We start from the raw sequence: 16001 nt of genomic DNA on the forward strand, positions 1-16001 counted from the left end.
CAGGCCTGATGAGCCGGTGACGGCGCCTGCACCACCCGCCGCCGCGCCGGACCGACCCCGCACTGCACGGCATGGGGACGGAATGCGGCGCCCTCTCAAGGGGCTTGGAGTTCGAACTCCGCACGGGCCGACGCCACACCGTTGATCTGCAGCGCGATGGCATGTGCTCCGGGGTGGTAGCGGCGGGTGGTGATCGGCCGGAAGGAGTGTTCGCGGGTCACCTCCATCGCCTCGCCCGGGCCGAGGGTACGGGTGGTGAGCTTGAACGTCTTGGCGCTCTGCGAGCCGTTGGCCTTGTTGTGGTGGACCACGTAGTCGATCGCCAGCCGGGCCTCCTCCGCACTGGCGTTGCGGATGACCGCGGTGAACCGGATGCTCCCGCCGAACGCCACCCGGACGCGGTCGAGCACCGGTCCGTCCACCTCGACCGTCGCCGGGGCGAAGCCCAGCAGTTCGAGGGCGCCGGGATGACCACGTTTGACCAGCGTCCGCAGGCCGTGACGCACGAGTGCTCCGGTCGTCGGGGCCGGGGCGTCCGACCAGCGTCGCGCGGTCGCCACGACAAGGTCGGCGTGGTCACGGCTGAGGTCGTTGAGGTGGTTGGCGACGGAACGCCGGACGTACTCGCTCTCGTCACCGTAGAGGGCGTCGAGGACGGGCACGGTGACGCCGGGACGAGCGATGAGTTCCGGCACCCGTGTCGACCAGGGAAGGTAGGGCCGAGTGCCCTCCGAGGCGAGGCGGCGCACGTCGGCGTCGGGCGACAGCGTCCACCCGGCGACGATCCCAAGGCCCCGGTCCACGTCATGGCGCAGCAGGACCCGGATGGCGAACTCGGACGTCAGCCGCCCGGTGAGCTCGGCCAGGAGAGCCATGGCATCGTCGAAGGCATCGGCGGTGTCCTCCGCGACGGCCTTCGTGGCCACGGCACTCGTGACCGGCCAGATGAGCCATCCGGCGAACACCGGCGCGCCGTCCTTGGCGGCGCGCACGACACGCGCCAGTTCGGCGTAGTCACCGGGTACGTCCGCGAGCAGGGCGTCTCTGAGCAGGTCGGCCCTCTGGCGCAGCGCGAGGGGGGCCAGTTGCTGCTCGGCAGCGTGCAGCGAGGTGAGTTCCGCACTGGGCAGTACGGTGCGGACGGCCAGGATCAGGGACTGCGCGGTGCGGTTGTTGATCAGTTCGTCGGCGAAGGGCATGGTGGTCTCTTCCTCGTGGTCGTCGGCGCGTCACTCGACGTGCTGGAGCACCCTGGTGAACTGCCGGTCATCAGGCCGGATGGGCCGTGGAGGCGAGGTAGGTGAGGGCTTCTTCGCTGCGGCTCCCGGGCTCGGGGCTGCCGACGAGCAGCAGTTGTCCGGGAGCATCGGTCACGTCGAAGGTCTGGTAGGTCAGTTCGACGCGCCCCACGTCGGGGTGCTCGAACACCTTGAAGGCCCGCGTGAGGCTTCCGACATTCTGGTCGGCCCACAGAGTGCGGAACTCCTCCGAGACACCGCTGAGTTCGGAGACTGTACGGGTGATGGCCGCGTCGTTCGGGAACCGCCCCGCGTTCAGCCGCAGGGCGTGGACGGTACTGCGCCGCAGCGACTCCCACTCCGTGAACACCGTCTTCGCCCGGGGGTGGGTGAACAGGATGCGGGGCATGTTCCGCTCGTTCCCGAACGGCGACAGCAGTGCGTCGGCGACGGAGTTGGTCGCGAGAACGTCGAAGGCCGGGCCGAGTACGTAGGCCGCCGCCTGAGGAAAAGCCTCCAGCAGGTTCAGAAGTGAGGGGTGTACGAGGTCCCTCGCGCTGTCCGGGCCGAGCCGGGGGTTCAGTCCCGCCAGCCGGTACAGGTGTTCCCGCGCATCGGGGGCGAGACGAAGCGCGTGCCCGATGGCCCCGATCACCTGCGCGGAGGGATTGCGCTCGCGCCCCTGCTCGAGGCGGGCGTAGTAGTCGGCGCTCACCCCAGCGAGCACGGCGACCTCTTCGCGTCGAAGGCCACGGACGCGCCGCTTCGAAAGCCCGCGTGCGAGCCCCGCGTCGGCCGGCTCCACGCGTGCGCGGCCGGCGCGGAGGAACGCGCCGAGTTCGTTGTCGTGTGCCGCGACGGCATCAGCCACAGCCGGGCTCACTGGCCTCGTGACGGGGTGATTCGGCACGGTCAAACGCCTGATCATCAAGGCCTTCCTGTCCGGGTCGATGACTTTCTTCCTGTCGTGAACGGCGTCCCAGCATGTACCGGCCCACACCATCGGGGAACGGTGCCGCAACCTAGGTGCCCCACACCCAGGCTCATACTGCCTTCCCGCTTCCGCCGCCGGGCCGTCGAATCGGTGGTGGAAGCGGCGGACGCCGCCAGTACAGCCGACAGGGGCACACATGACTACGTCAGCAGAAACGAAGACCGTCCTCATCACCGGCGCCAGCAGCGGCATCGGCGAGGCCACCGCCCGCGGACTGGCCGCACTCGGCCACCGTGTGCTCCTCGGCGCCCGCCGAACCGAGCGCCTGGCCGCACTCGCCGAGGAACTGCGCCACGGCGGGGCGTCCGTCGCCCACCGCGAGCTGGACGTGACCAGCCTCGACTCGGTGCAGGCGTTCGCCGCCGCCGGCATCGAGGAGTTCGGCCGTATCGACGTGCTGGTGAACAACGCGGGAGTGATGCCGCTGTCGCCGATCGCCGATCTGCGGATCGCCGAGTGGGAGCAGATGATCGACGTCAATCTGCGCGGCGTCCTCTTCGGCATTGCCGCGGTGCTGCCGCGGATGCGGCGGCAGGGCGGCGGTCACATCGTCAACGTGTCCTCGGTGTCCGGGCACCGGGTGGACCCGACCGCCGCCGTCTACAGCGCCACCAAGTTCGCCGTGGCGGCTCTGTCCGAAGGGCTGCGGCAGGAGAGCCGCGATGTCCGTGTCACGGTCGTCAGCCCCGGGTTCACACGGAGTGAGCTGACCGACCGCGGCGGCTCGGCGGAAGCCCGGGCCGCCGCACGGGCGGCGGCCGAGCAGTTGGCGATCCCGGCTTCGGCCATCGCCGATGCCATCGCCTTCGCCATAGACCAGCCGGCGAACGTGGACGTGAACGAGCTGGTCGTGCGGCCCACCGCGCAGGGTTGACCCCGGCCACCGGGTGAGGACCCGGCCGCTCCTGGACCCGGCCGCTCGCGGAGCCGGTCGATGCGGCACCGGACGGTCGAGTGCGGCGGCGGTGGAGTCCGGTGGTCGGCGGGCCAGGGCGACGACCGCAGCCGATGCCCTGCCGCCGCCGTGGAGAGCGGTGGCCGGGCTGACCGCGGTCGTGGGTCAAACGGCCGGTCCGCGGGCGATCTTCGCGAGGACGGCGGCCAGTTCATCGGGCATGGAAAGGAACGGGGAGTGGCCGCTCGCCAGCCGGTGCACCTCGCCCGAGCGAATCGCCAGCGCCTCCTGGTCGTGCGGCGGCAGGGCCTGATCGTGCTCGCAGACGATGTACGTCGACGGGACGGTGTGCCAGGCCGCCTGCGTCAGCGGCTCACCGAAGGACCGTGTGCTCTGCGGAACGAGCCGCCGCACCGCCTCCTGGGCTTCGGCATCGGGCAGGTCGCCGTAGAACATCGCCAGGGAATCGTCCGGTACCGGTTGCAGGCCGTGAGGCTCCTCCGGAAGCGGCGCACCGTGGAAGCCGAGCAGACTCTCGTCGGCGTCGAGCTGGTAGGCCGCCAGGTAGATGATCCGCACCACGTCGGCGGCCTGGGCGGCGGCCTGGGTGACCGGGATGCCGCCGTAGGAATGCGCGACGATGACGACGGGCCCGTCGATGCGGCCGAGCTCTTCGAGTACGGCCTGGGCGTCTTCGTGCACGCCGCAGTCACGCCCGGCGCTCGGCAGGTCGACGGTTCGTGTCGACCAGCCGGCGGCACCGAGCGCCTCCCTCGGCTTGTCCCAGCACCAGGAGCCGTGCCAGGCGCCGTGGACCAGGAGCATGGTCGGGGAGGGAATGTCACTGTCGATCACATTGACTCTTTCGTTTGCGAAGACGGTGGGGGCTGCCCTGACGCGCAGGGATGGTGAGGCCGGGCCGCCGGCAGGCGGTCGCCGTGCGAGGTGTCCCACCGGGCCCGGCGGGAGCTGTCTTGTCGTGCGGAACCAGCGTCGCCGGGCCGGCACGGCACAACATCAGTCGAATGACCGCTTCGTGAACCACCTGTTGGTCTCCCGGTCCCGCGGACAAGAGACCCATGGCTTGTGCAAGATCGAACGGCGTGGGAGGCGCTGCCAGGCGTTCCGATACGCTGACAGCGGTGAGAGGTTTCCGTCCTCTCGACCCGCATGTTCGGACCGCGCACCGGGACGGTGCTCGGACCGCGCGGAAGGAGCGTCGTGGCTGCACAGGAAACCGGCTACGACGCAGGACGGCGCACTGTCGTAGGGCCGCTCACCGTCGTAGGGCGGGAACGCGAGTCGGCGGCCCTCGCCTCGTTCCTGCGGACCGCTGTCCGGGACGGCGGCGCGCAGCTGGTCACCGGCCGGCCGGGCATCGGGAAGACGGAACTGCTCAAAGCGGCCGTGCGGCAGGGTGCTGCCCTGGGCGCCCGCGTGCTCCACGCCTCCGGTTCCGAGTACGAGACAGAGCTGAGCTTCGCCGGTCTGCACCAGCTCCTGCTGCCCGCCGCGGACAGTCTGCGGGAACTGCCCGAGGTGCACCGCGCCGCGCTGGCGACCGCGCTCGGTTTCGAACGGGGGGATCCTCCCGGCCGCCTGGTGCTGACCAGTGCGCTGCTCGCCTGGCTGGGGCACCTCGCTTCGACGACGCCGCTGGTGCTGGTGGTCGACGACCTGCAGTGGGTCGACCGCGCGAGCGTCGTGATCCTCAGTCTGGTCGCCCGTCGCCTCGGCGGGCTCCGGGTCGGCCTGCTGCTGTCGCAGCGCACCGGGCAGGAAAGCTTCTTCGATCGCCAGTCGGTGCCGGAACTGGCCCTGACCCCGCTGGAGGACGACGCCGCCCAGAGCCTGCTTCGCCGGCACCATCCGAATCTGCACGCGTCCGTCCGCCACCGCATCCTCGCGGAGGCGGACGGCAATCCCCTGGCCCTCATCGAGCTGCCCCGGGCTCTGACCGCGGCGCAGGAGACCGGAGCCGATTTCCTCCCTCCTACCCTGCCGCTGAGCGCACGGCTGAGGTGGCTGTTCGAGAGCCGGGTGTCCCACCTGCCGGAGCCGACCCGCCGGCTGCTGCTTCTCGCCGCGCTGGGCAGCGAGGACAGTACGCCGCTGAGGAAGGTCGTCGCCGGCTCTGCGAGCGACCTCGCTCCGGCCGAGGCGAGCGACCTCGCTCCGGCCGAGGCGAGCGCCCTGGTCTTCGTGGACCGGCGGGCCGACCGGCTCCGCTTCGCTCACCCGCTCATCCGCTCCGCGGTCGTGGACCTGGCCACCGCGCCCGAGCGCCGGGCCGCCCACCACCGGCTCGCGCAGCTGGCGGCGGACCCGGACGTCCGGACCCTCCACCTCGCCGAGTCGGCCCTGGGGCCGGACGATTCCATCGCCGCTCGGCTCGTCGAAGTCGCGCTCACCACACTCGAACGCGGCGACACCGTGCAGGCCGTGTCCCTGCTGCTGCGCGCCGCCGACATGAGCGTCGACCCGGGCGAGCGGGCCCGCCGGCTCGTCCGGGCCGCGTACATCGGGGCCAACATCGCCGGCACACTCGACGGCGCCCGCGCCCTCCTCGAACGGGCCCGGGAGGCGGACCCGGCGGTGACCAACACCCTGAGGGCGTCCACCGCCGCCGCGGCGCACCTGCTCAACAGCGAGGGCGACATCGACACCGCTCACCAGCTGCTCGTCGGGGCCGTCACCCATGTCGATCCCGATCCGCAGAGCGCCGAAGCCCTGGAGGAGGCACTCGGCACGCTGATGATGATCTGCGCCTTCGGCGGGCGGCGGGAGCTGTGGAAGCCGTTCGACGACGCCGTCACCCGGCTGGCTCCCCTGCTCACGGCGCCGTTCCGGCTCGCGGCGACGACGTTCGCCGACCCCGCGCGCTCCACGCCGGAGCACGTGCGGGAATTGGACACCCTGCTCGCGGACCTGGACGGCGAGACCAATCCGATCCGTGTCGTGATGGTCGCCCTCGCGGGACATTACGTCGACCGGGTCCCCCGCACCGCGCTGGAGCGCACGGCTGCCGAGGGCCGGGCCGGAGGTGCCGTCGCGCTCGCCGTCCAAGCCGTGATCATGCTGGCTGCGGGCGCCTTCCACGAAGGCCGCTGGCAGGATGCGGCCGCCCTCGCCGACGAGGGCATCGCGCTGTGCCGGGAGAACGGCTACGACCTGCTGCTGTGGGGAGCGCAGAACCCCCAGATGCTGCTCGCCGCCGCACGGGCGGACCTCGACCACATCGCTCGTGCCCGCGCACGGATGCACCAGTGGGCGATCCCGCGCAACGCCCTGGCCGTGCGGACCTTCACAGCCAACATCGAGGGCCTGGCGGCGCTCTCCCAAGCGCGCTACCAGGACGCGTACGAGCACTACACATCGATCTGCCCGCTGGGCACCTTCCCGTCGCACGAGCAGGTCTCGGTGTGGACGATCATGGACGCCGTCGAGGCGGCCGTGGGCAGCGGGCATGTGGACGAGGCACGCGCCCACGTGCGGGCCGCGTCCGAGGCGGACCTGGCCCGCATCTCGCCACGGCTGCGTTTTCTGTGCGCCGCTGCCGCCGCCCTGGTGGCGGACGACGACGTCTACCCCGACCTCTTCGATCCGCTGGTCGCGCATCCGGATTCGCTGCGATGGCCGTTTCCGCTGGCCCGCCTCGAACTGGCCTACGGTGAGCGGCTGCGCAGGGACCGCGCGATGCGGGCCGCCCGGCCTCATCTGGAACGCGCCGAAAAGCTGTTCACCAGCCTCGGCGCCACGCCATGGGCCGACCGGGCCGAGGCCGCGTTGCGCGCCACCGGCAGAAGCCGGCGCTCAGCCGGTCCTGCGGCCCTGCTCACACCACAGGAACGGCAGATCGCCGAACTGGCGGCCACCGGCCTGACCAACCGGCAGATCGGCGAGCAGTTGCGGCTCTCGCCGCGAACCGTCGGCGCGCATCTGTACCGCGTCTTCCCGAAGCTCGGCATCAGCTCGCGCGCGGCACTGCGCGACGCGCTCACCGATCTGGGCGCCGAGGAGAGCGGTCCCTAGCCGCGGACCGGAGCCCGACCTCTGCGGTTGGTGTTGGGCGGACGTCAGTCGACGTCGATCACGATCTTGCCCTGGGCGGAGCCGCTCTCCACGGCCGCATGGGCGGCGGCCACGTCGGCGAGGGTGAAGCGCCTGGGATCGAGCAGCGGCTTGAGCGCCCCCGCGTCGGCGAGGGCGGCCGCCTCGCGCATGATCTCTCCGTGGTGCTCCCGCCCGCGACCGGTCAGCAAAGGCAGCAGGGTGAAGACACCGGAGTACGTCGCTCCGCGGAAGGACAGGGGCGCGATGCTGTGCGTTCCCCAGCCCAGCGCGCTCACGACATGCCCCGTGTAGGTGCGTACAGCCGCGAAGGAGTCGTCGAGCACGCGACCGCCGACCGTGTCGAAGACGACGTCGAAGCCCTCGCCGCCGGTGTGCTTGGCGACGTACTCCTCCACCGTGCTGGTGGTGTAGTCGATCGGGGTGGCCCCCAGCCGCTCGACGACTGCCATGCGCGAGGGCGACGCGGTGGCGAAGACTTCCGCGCCGCGGGCACGGGCGATCTGCACGGCCACGTGGCCGATCCCGCCCGCTCCGCCGTGGATGAGGACCTTCTGCCCCGCGTGGACCTGCGCCCGGTCGACGAGACCTTCCCAGGCCGTGATGACGACCAGGGGCAGAGCCGCGGCCTCGCGCATGGTGAGGGCGGCCGGTTTGCGCGCGAGCAGACGGGCATCGACGGCCGCGTACTCGGCGAGCGAACCCTGCACATCACCCACGCCACCGGTCATGCCGAACACCTCGTCGCCGGGTGCGAAATCCTCGACACCCGGGCCGACCTCCTCGACCACGCCGGCCAGGTCCAGGCCCAGGACGGCCGGCAGCGTGCGCCGGGCGTGGGCGGCTTTCCCCGCCCGGATCTTGGTGTCCAACGGATTGACGCCGCTGGCTTCGACCTTGACCAGCACCTGGCCCGGGCCCGCGCTGCCCTTCTCGATCTCGCCGAGGACCAGCGGGGTGTCGAACTCTCGGAGAACCACTGCGCGCATGACTGCGTCTCATTCCTGTCTTGTCGGATCTTGTCGGAAGGAGGGAAGGGGCCGGCCAGTAACCCCAGTCTGCGCCGTGGCTCGCCACGGTTACATCAGTCAGATGACTCTCAGGTCATCAGGACCTCCCCGGTTGCCAGTGGTTGCCATTCAGGGCTGGATGTTCTCCAGGTCCTCCAGAAGGCTGGGGTGCTTGGGCTCCCAACCGAGCGCCTGCCGGGTGTACGCACTGGACGAGGGCTGGTCGCCGGCGAAGATCGGGCCGAGGGGACCGTAGGTCTCCGCGGACACCGACTCGACCGGTACGCCCAGCCGTCGGCCGATGACCGTGGCGATGTCACGCACCTGGTCGCCCTCGTCGGCCACGGCGTGCCAGGCGGTACCCGCTTCCGCCTTTTCCAGGGCGAGCCGGAAGAGGACGGCCGCGTCGAGCGCGTGCACGGCCGGCCAGCGCTGTACGCCGTCACCCGGATAACCGGACACTCCGGTCCGGCGGGCGATGTCGGTCAAGAACCCGGCGAATCCGCCGGAGCCCTGGTTGTGCACCGTGCGCGGCAGGCGGACGGCGGTGCTGCGGACGCCGCGCGAGGCCAGGCCCAGGATGGACGTGACCGTACGACCGCGACCGCCGACCGGCCCCTCGGTCATCAGCGGGTCGGCCTCGGTGGAGGCGCGGCCGGGTACGGCGGGCGTACCCGAGACCGTGACGAGGGGGCGGTCGCTGCCGACGAGCTCCTCGCCGAGGGCTGCGAGGGCGGCACCCTCCTCCGCCACCGACTGCGCGACGGTATCGGGGCTGCTGAAGTCGTGGTCGAACGCGAGGTGGATCACCCCGTCGGACTGGGCGGCGCCGGCGCGCAGGGTGTCCAGGTCGGCGAGGGCTCCTCGCAGCGATTGGGCGCCGGCCGCCTCCATGGCCTGCGCGGATGCGTCGGAGCGGGCGAGGGCGAGGACGGTGTGGCCGTTGCCGAGCAGTTCGGCGACGACAGCGGACCCGATCAGGCCGGTGCCGCCGGTGACGAAAACGCGCATGGAAAACTCCTCGAGAGTGATGGGACTCTTGTCCCATCACTCTACCGCAGTGACGGGACAAGAGTCCCATCACATAGGATGGCGACCATGGCCAGATGGGAACCGGGTGCGCGCGAACGCCTGGTCGTGGTTGCCGTCGACCTGTTCACCGAGCAGGGGTACGACGCCACGACGGTCGCGCAGATCGCCGAGCGCGCAGGAGTCACCAAGAGCACCTTCTTCCGGCACTTCCCGGACAAGCGGGAGCTGCTGGTGGCCGGGCAGGAGACGCTGAGCCGACTGCTGGCCGAGGGGATCGCCGAAGCGCCCGCTGAGGCCAGCCCGCTGGAGGCGGTCGCCGACGGTCTGGAGCGCGCGTCGAGCGCGATGGGCCCCATGAGCCGCGAGCTCGCCCCTCGCCTGAAGGCGGCCGTCGCCGCCAGTGCCGAACTGCAGGAGCGTGACGCCCTCAAGAGCGTCAGCCTCGCGGCCGCGATGACGAACGCCCTGGTCGCCCGCGGCGTCCCCGATCCGACCGCGGCCCTGGCGGGCGAACTGGGCGTCCTCGCCTTCAAACGGGGATACGCCCAATGGTCCGAGAGCGAGCGTGACGGCAAGGACGAACTCGCCGAATACACCCTGGCGGCCCTGGACGAACTGCGCACAGCGAGCGCCTCGCTGGGCTGACCGGCCACCTGACCTCTCCTCCGAGTCGATCGCTCCGTCGCCCGCTCGGGATGGGTCGATCCCATGCAGCCTCGGCCGCGGAGCGGCTCGGCCGGCTCGGCTGTCCGGGTTCGCGTTCAGCGGCTTGCGGGTGCAGGTCGGCAGCGGCGGGCGCTTCACCGTAGACGCGTTCGCCAAGGCCGGCGAAATGGACGCTATGTGCGGTTTGCTCTGGCAGAGTCGGCGCATGTCTGCCCAGAGCATCTACGCCGTCGTCGGCACCACGCCCGTCACCATCGCGCCCCTCACCGTCGCCGCCGTCTCGGCCGCATGACGTCCGCCGAGCAGCGCGCCGAGGGCGCGGGACCGTTCACCACGCGCCTCACCTGGCGGCCGCCCGGCGGCGGCACGGCCGTCTGGGAGTCGCGACCCGCCCGGCGCCGAGGAGTCATCGCCTTCCGCCCGTCCGGCGCACCGGCCGGCCAGGACGTCAGAGTCGACGACCTCACCCTCGGCCGCCTCCGCAGGCTCAACGCCATCGCCGCGATCGCCTTCGTCATCGGCGGCGCACTCTTCGCGGCCGGTGCCGGTGTCGCCCAGCTAGGCGCCGGCGATGCCACCACCTGCGCCTCGATCTACTTCGCCGGCGGACTGTTCTTCAACACCGGCGGCTACGTCTCCCTGCTCCAGGTCGTCAACGCCCCCCGCCACGAACCCGGCGGAGAAGGCCGCCTGATCACCCGCTCCTGGCGCTGGTGGAGCTACGAGCCGACGCGGGTGGACTGGCTGAGCACACTCATGCTCTTCGCCGGCACGCTGGTGTTCGCCGTGAACCTGTTCGACTCCTTCCTGAAAGGGCTGAGCGTCCAGCAGATCAACCGGCTCATCTGGACCCCGGATGTGGTCGGCTGTGTGTTGTTCCTGCTTTCCGGCCACCTCGCCTCCGTGGAGATCTGCCACCGCGCATGGCCCTGCCTGCACCGCCGGAGCCTCGGCTGGTGGATCGTCGCCGTGAACCAGCTCGGCTCGGTCCTCTTCATGATCTCGGCACTCGCCGCCTACACCCGCCCCGCCACCGGCAGCCAGATCAACGCCGACATCGCCAACTGGACCACGCTCACCGGCGCGTGCTGTTTCTCTGTCGGCGGCTTCCTCCAACTCTTCGAACGGCCCTGACTGCTCCTGGGATGCCCGAGCGACGGGAACCCCGACAGGCGGCAACTCCCTCTACGTACGCTGCCCGTATGGGGTTGAGAGCCGTCTACAGCGTGCACCGCCAACTCGTCGCCGCAGGGCCGCTGTTGCTGGCGGCGGCGTGGTTCCACGGCAGTGCCCTGCTGGTCCTGCCGGCCAGTCGCACAGCTCCTCGAACGGGATGGCTGCACATCGGTTGAGGTCACCGGTGCCCCAGGGGACCTCTCCCCCACCCGGCCGGGCCGCCTCGGCGCGACGAACACCCCGCAGACGTCGACAGGCTTCGGCGCACGCTGCCGGCTCGCCGGCATCAGGGCATGCAACGCCGCCCCGCAGGGATGTCAGCCCTGCGGATCCTGCGGTCTGACGTCGAGTTCGCGCCGGCTGTGCTCCTTGAACTCGGTGCGTGCCTCGGTGCGGTGGCCACGGGCGACGTAGTCCCGGACGATCGCCTCGACCGCGTCCTGCGGCGAACCGATCCCCGCCAGCACCATGACTTCCACGACGAGTTCGGCGTCGAGACTGATGTTGACCTTGGCCACCGTGCTCCCCCTCACCTCGCAGCCGCACTCTAGCCGCTCACGACAGCCTGGCATGGGACAAGCGCCGGTCCTCCCGCAACCCGCGCATCAGTTGGCCTTGCTCCCCGGCAGAATGAGCCACATGGCCTCAGACAAGAACGTAGCGTTCACGCTGCCGCGAGGCGCCACGGGCTTCTTCCATCCGAAGGAAGGGCCGCCGCTGCCGGAAACCGACCAGCGCAGGTTTCATGCGGCGCTTTGTGCAGCCGCCCGGGCGGCCAGAGGCCGTGTGGGCGAGATAGAGGAACACACCTATCCTCGTACGTTCCACACCGCGACGGTCATCGACGTCACAGCTCCTACGGCATCAGCACATCGGGCGGAGTGCTCTTCAACGCATGGGACTGACGTCCGGAGACGCGTGCTGCGGTTCCACCGTCCAGGTGCTTCCGCCATCACCCGCGGCTACCAGGCCGCGCAATACAGCGCTCCGCCACCCCGACCTGGAGGTCATGTCAGTGTTCCGCGCACGGGTACTCCTCGGTGCTCCCCCGGCAGTGGTGATACTCGCCCTGTCCGGCTGCTCTTCCCACTGGGGCTGCACCGACACGACTGCCGAACGCGGCAAGGCAGGTGTCAACGTGCAGGTCGAAGACACATCCGGGCGACGCCTTGGCGTCACTGCCGAGGTCGTCGGCTGGCGCCTCGAGCGGCATCCGCAAGTGCCCTCCGAGGGTGACAAGGTCCACTTCCACTACCGTTTCGACGGTGCCGACCCGGCATCCGGCCCCGCGGTGGATGCCTGTGCGGTCGACAGCGAGCGCGTGGCGTTGGGGTGTCAGACGGTCTCTTCGTCCGGGGCGTGGCCCGAGCCGGACGGTTCCCTCACGGGTGATGACTGGCTTGCCGTCCAGCACCCTGAGCAGGTTGCCGAAGTGCTGTTGATCCCCAATGACCAGTCCTATGACCGGCGAACCTGCGAGCAGGACATCAAGGACGGTGGGGGGACGCACCCTCCGAAACCGGCCGGCAGAGGGGACCAACTGTAGGAGGAGGCAAGGTGGTTGAACACCGTCCTGGGAACGCCGCGAAGCACCGCACCAATGACACCTCGGGGAGCAGCAGCCATGGCTGAGTTGATCCGGCAGCAGGAGCTGGACGTGGAGATCGACTTCTACGGCTTCGCCCTGCAGGACGTCGACGACAACCAGGTACCGATCGAATACCCGGAGGGCCGGGAGGCCGGCAGTGCGTTCCTGGCCGCGCGCGAGGGACGGCTCGACGTCGAGAGTGCCGGCCACACGCACACGGCCACGTTGTCCGCTGAGGTCTGGGACGGTGAGCCTGCGGCCGCGGATGACCTCGGGGAATGGGAGGAGCGGGGCGAGGCCCGGATCCACAGCCCCTCCGGCGAGCTCGCGGTGTGGGGCGTCACGGGTGGGCCGATGGACACCTGCCTCAAGCTGTCGGATACCGGCGGCAGTTGGCGGGTACGCGTGTACTGCGAGGGTCGTGCCGAAGTGCGGGGGTTGGCCCAGCAGGGGGTGCCGGAGGGCATCGAGCACTATCTGGTGCAGTTCTGGCCGGCGAGGTGACGAGCGCGGCCAGGTGACCCGAGGAAGATCCTGGCCGGCTTCAGTGCGCGCCGAATCAGCACCGGGTCACCCATGGCGGGACTGTCGCCGGCCCGGCCGGCTGGTTGCCCGCTCAGGACGGGGTCGTGGCCCGCGGCCAGCGGTCAGGGCGCGTCGCCGGAGTGATAGAAGCGGCAGCTCACGCCTGGCCCCGATATACGTGGCTCCCCCGGGCGCGGGTCATAGAGCGCACGTCCTCCCGGGAACCGCCCCAGCTCGGTGGGCAGGGCGGCGCCGTTCTCGATCTCCTCCGGCTTCCAGCCCGTGATGTCGAGGAGCAGCCCGTCCAGCGGCCCGCCTATGAGCAGGGCGTAGGCCTGCCGCGGGCGCGGCCCCGGGTCGGGATCGTCATGGTCATGGCCGTAGACCCGGCCGCGCAGCAGCTGCTCGTCTCCGTTCATGCGTGAAGTTTCGCAGCGACCACTGACAAAGCCCCTCTCACGAACGACCGCCGGGCGTCCGTGACGACGCCTCCCACTGTTCATTCAATGGTCAACTTTCCACTTTGACCCTGTCGGGTGAAAATTCGGATATATGGTCGTTATATGGCTTAGCGTGAGGGCGAGTGAGGGTGACTGTGGTCGATGCGGCGGATGCAGAGGGAGCGGGGCAGGCGCCGCCCGGCTTGGGACCGCTGGAGCAATCCCTGGCGATGGCGGCCGACCTGTTGGGTATGGCCGAGGCGCTGGTGCGGGCGTCCTCCTGGATGGGGCTCGTCGGCTGGGCCGTGATGCTGTTCCAGGCGGACGGCGCCCACCTGTTTCCCTGCGGGATGGCCGGTCTGGGCCGGCGCTGGCAGCCGCCGCTGCGGCCCCTGTCCACGGGGGACGCCTGGCCCGTGAGCGAAGCGGCCCTCGGACAGGAGCGGGCGGGCTGCGGCACGACAGGGCCCTACCCGTTGCCGGCGAAGGTCGGGACCGCGGCCTGGATGGTGCTGCCGCTGGCCAAGCGACAGGGCGTCGCCGTGGCGCTGCGTCCCGGCGCCACCGCGTTCCGCCCGGTGGAGCAGGACTTCCTGCGCGAGGCCGTGAGCCTGCTGGACCGCTATCTGCCCACTGTGGAGCGAACCGGCCGCACGGTGGAACCCGCCCCGCGCCTGAGGCAGCGGTCGGCCGGCGTTTTCCGTCTCGACCTGGCCGACGAGCAGGTGGAATGCGACGAGATCTTCGCCCGTCAGCACGCTCTGCCCCGTCCCGGGCGCTACCCGCTCGCCGACATCCTGTGCCGCATCCCCCCGCACGACCTGCCGCGGATCGAGGAGATCCTGGGCGAGCTGCGTGCACGGCCCGGCACCTTCGAGGTTTCCTACCGGATCACCTCCGACGGCGGCGGTATCCGCCACCTGCGGGCGCACTGCACCAGCAGCCGGACCGTGAACGGTGCGGTCCTGGACATCGCGGGCGAGGTCACCGACGTCACCACCGAGGCGCAGCAGATAGGCGAGCGCGAAGCCCTTCTGCGGGAGCAGCTGCGACGCGCCGACCGCATGATCTCCCTCGCGGCCAGCGCCGCCAGCGCGAGCGGAACCGATGAGCTGGCGGCCGCGGCCTGCGAGGCTCTCGCCGTCTTCGGTGCCGACGCCCTCGTCATCGTCGAGGCCCACGGCGGCCGTACCCGCGTCGTGACGACGGCCGGCTACGACCGCGAACACCGCGCCGCCCTGGACGGACTCCCGCTGTCCGCTCGCACACCGCTCACCGACGCCCTGCGCAACCAGCAGGCCGTCTTCACCCCCTCCCACCGCGACCTGGTGTCCGCCTACCCGCACTACGCCGCCACCCTGCCCCGGCTCCAACGGCACGCCTGGGCGGCCGTCCCCCTTCCGCTGGCCGATCCCACCACCCCCGCGGTCTGCATGTTCTCCTTCAACCGCACGCACGCCTTCCAGCCCTCCGACCAGCCGCTGCTCATCGCCGGCGCGGCCCTGCTCGGTCGGGCACTGGAGCGCTGCCGCACCTACGACGCCGAACACGAGCGCGCGGTCCACCTCCAGCGCAGCCTGCTGCCCGCCCACCTGCCCCAGCGCTCCGGCCTGCGATTGACCGCCTCGTACCAGCCCGCCGCACCCAAAGCACACGCCGGCGGCGACTGGTACGACGCCTTCCCCCTGCCCGACGGACGCATCGCGCTGACCATCGGCGACGTCGAAGGCCATCACACCGAAGCCGCCGCTCTCATGGGCCGGCTGCGCACCACCCTGCGCGCCTACGCCGCCCTCACCCCCGACCCCGCCACCGTACTGGCCCACACCAACAACATGCTCACGGCGGAAAACGACGCCGACCCCGAACACGCGCTGCTGGCGACCTGCTGTTTCATCGCTCTCGACCCGGAGACCGGCCGTCTCGACTGCGCCAGCGCAGCCCACCCGGGCCCCCTCGTCCACACCCCTGACGACGCCCCCGCGCCCCACGTCTCGACCGGGCTGCCTCTCGGCGTCTTCAGCGGCACCTCCTACCCCACGACCAGCCTCGTCCTCCCGACGGGCAGCAAGCTCCTGCTGTACACCGACGGATTCACCGACACTCCCGACACCGACCCCGAGCACGCCCGTGAGCGGCTGCGCCACATGCTGGCCGCCACGGCATCCGACGCCGCCGCTCCCGCCCTCCACAAGGTCGCCACCGCCTGCCTCACGCCGCTGCGGCCCCATGACGACTCCGCGCTCCTGCTCGCCCACCTCACCGGGTCCGAGCCTGGAAACCGTTCGGGGGATCCGCAGTAGGGCTGCGGTCCCCGTGCGCGGGGCGGCTCCCGCAGAACACTCGGCACCCCGCCGGGTCGTCAC

Annotated in this window: 16 protein-coding genes; 9 read left to right on the plus strand and 7 right to left on the minus strand. The window is 70.9% G+C overall.

The features are described 5' to 3' along the window. Positions 1–95: 95 nt before the first annotated feature. A complete protein-coding gene (locus tag LN251_RS37250) occupies positions 96–1199 on the minus strand; it encodes a DNA alkylation repair protein (protein ID WP_458248572.1) in 1104 nt (367 codons plus the stop codon). A 70-nt stretch (positions 1200–1269) separates the two neighbouring features. Continuing rightward, the gene (locus tag LN251_RS37255; RefSeq protein ID WP_458248573.1) at positions 1270–2109 is read right to left on the minus strand and encodes a helix-turn-helix transcriptional regulator; all 840 of its coding nucleotides are present in this window, start codon (positions 2107–2109) and stop codon (positions 1270–1272) included. A gap of 259 nt (positions 2110–2368) precedes the next feature. Here LN251_RS37255 and LN251_RS37260 point away from each other — a divergent pair, with 259 nt between their 5' ends. Beyond that, positions 2369–3106 (plus strand): SDR family oxidoreductase, encoded by a 738-nt coding sequence (locus LN251_RS37260; protein ID WP_458248574.1) that lies wholly within the window; start codon positions 2369–2371, stop codon positions 3104–3106. A gap of 186 nt (positions 3107–3292) precedes the next feature. Here LN251_RS37260 and LN251_RS37265 read toward each other — a convergent pair whose 3' ends face one another. Further along, complete coding sequence (locus LN251_RS37265; RefSeq protein ID WP_458248575.1) at positions 3293–3982, minus strand: alpha/beta fold hydrolase; 690 nt, start codon at positions 3980–3982, stop codon at positions 3293–3295. Positions 3983–4348: 366 nt separating this feature from the next. On the opposite strand from LN251_RS37265, the gene LN251_RS37270 reads away from it, so the two are divergent. After that, complete coding sequence (locus LN251_RS37270) at positions 4349–7159, plus strand: AAA family ATPase (protein ID WP_458248576.1); 2811 nt, start codon at positions 4349–4351, stop codon at positions 7157–7159. A 44-nt stretch (positions 7160–7203) separates the two neighbouring features. Here the strand turns inward: LN251_RS37270 and LN251_RS37275 are convergent, their stop codons facing one another. Next, positions 7204–8187: a zinc-dependent alcohol dehydrogenase family protein gene (locus LN251_RS37275; RefSeq protein ID WP_458248577.1), complete on the minus strand. Its 984-nt coding sequence runs from the start codon at positions 8185–8187 to the stop codon at positions 7204–7206. Between the two features lie 150 nt (positions 8188–8337). Beyond that, positions 8338–9219 carry an SDR family oxidoreductase gene (locus LN251_RS37280; protein WP_458248578.1) on the minus strand — a complete coding sequence of 294 codons (882 nt, stop codon included), beginning with the start codon at positions 9217–9219 and terminating at the stop codon, positions 8338–8340. A gap of 87 nt (positions 9220–9306) precedes the next feature. Here LN251_RS37280 and LN251_RS37285 point away from each other — a divergent pair, with 87 nt between their 5' ends. From LN251_RS37285 to LN251_RS37300, 4 genes are all read left to right on the plus strand, one after another. Next, on the plus strand, positions 9307–9885 hold the full coding sequence (locus LN251_RS37285) for a TetR/AcrR family transcriptional regulator (protein WP_458248579.1): 579 nt from the start codon (positions 9307–9309) through the stop codon (positions 9883–9885). A gap of 124 nt (positions 9886–10009) precedes the next feature. Further along, a complete protein-coding gene (locus tag LN251_RS37290; protein ID WP_458248580.1) occupies positions 10010–10198 on the plus strand; it encodes a hypothetical protein in 189 nt (62 codons plus the stop codon). Further along, positions 10195–11040 (plus strand): hypothetical protein, encoded by an 846-nt coding sequence (locus tag LN251_RS37295; RefSeq protein ID WP_458248581.1) that lies wholly within the window; start codon positions 10195–10197, stop codon positions 11038–11040. The genes LN251_RS37290 and LN251_RS37295 overlap by 4 nt, the downstream gene beginning before the upstream one ends. 68 nt (positions 11041–11108) lie before the next feature. After that, positions 11109–11258 (plus strand): hypothetical protein, encoded by a 150-nt coding sequence (locus tag LN251_RS37300; RefSeq protein ID WP_458248582.1) that lies wholly within the window; start codon positions 11109–11111, stop codon positions 11256–11258. 141 nt (positions 11259–11399) lie between these two features. Here LN251_RS37300 and LN251_RS37305 read toward each other — a convergent pair whose 3' ends face one another. Next, entirely contained in the window at positions 11400–11600 is a 201-nt protein-coding gene (locus tag LN251_RS37305; RefSeq protein ID WP_458248583.1) for a type II toxin-antitoxin system VapB family antitoxin, read from the minus strand. 497 nt (positions 11601–12097) lie between these two features. Here LN251_RS37305 and LN251_RS37310 point away from each other — a divergent pair, with 497 nt between their 5' ends. Together LN251_RS37310 and LN251_RS37315 are read left to right on the plus strand one after the other, a co-directional pair. Further along, positions 12098–12628, plus strand: a complete 531-nt coding sequence (locus LN251_RS37310; RefSeq protein ID WP_458249508.1) for a hypothetical protein — start codon at positions 12098–12100, stop codon at positions 12626–12628. Positions 12629–12706: 78 nt separating this feature from the next. Next, the gene (locus LN251_RS37315) at positions 12707–13174 is read left to right on the plus strand and encodes a hypothetical protein (protein WP_458248584.1); all 468 of its coding nucleotides are present in this window, start codon (positions 12707–12709) and stop codon (positions 13172–13174) included. A 143-nt stretch (positions 13175–13317) separates the two neighbouring features. On the opposite strand, the gene LN251_RS37320 is transcribed toward LN251_RS37315, so the two are convergent. Further along, positions 13318–13614, minus strand: a complete 297-nt coding sequence (locus LN251_RS37320) for a hypothetical protein (protein WP_458248585.1) — start codon at positions 13612–13614, stop codon at positions 13318–13320. Between the two features lie 224 nt (positions 13615–13838). Between LN251_RS37320 and LN251_RS37325 the strand changes: the two genes are divergently transcribed. Continuing rightward, a complete protein-coding gene (locus LN251_RS37325; protein WP_458248586.1) occupies positions 13839–15938 on the plus strand; it encodes a SpoIIE family protein phosphatase in 2100 nt (699 codons plus the stop codon). The last annotated feature ends 63 nt before the right edge of the window (positions 15939–16001 follow it).

Source organism: Streptomyces sp. MAI_2237, from assembly GCF_054189285.1.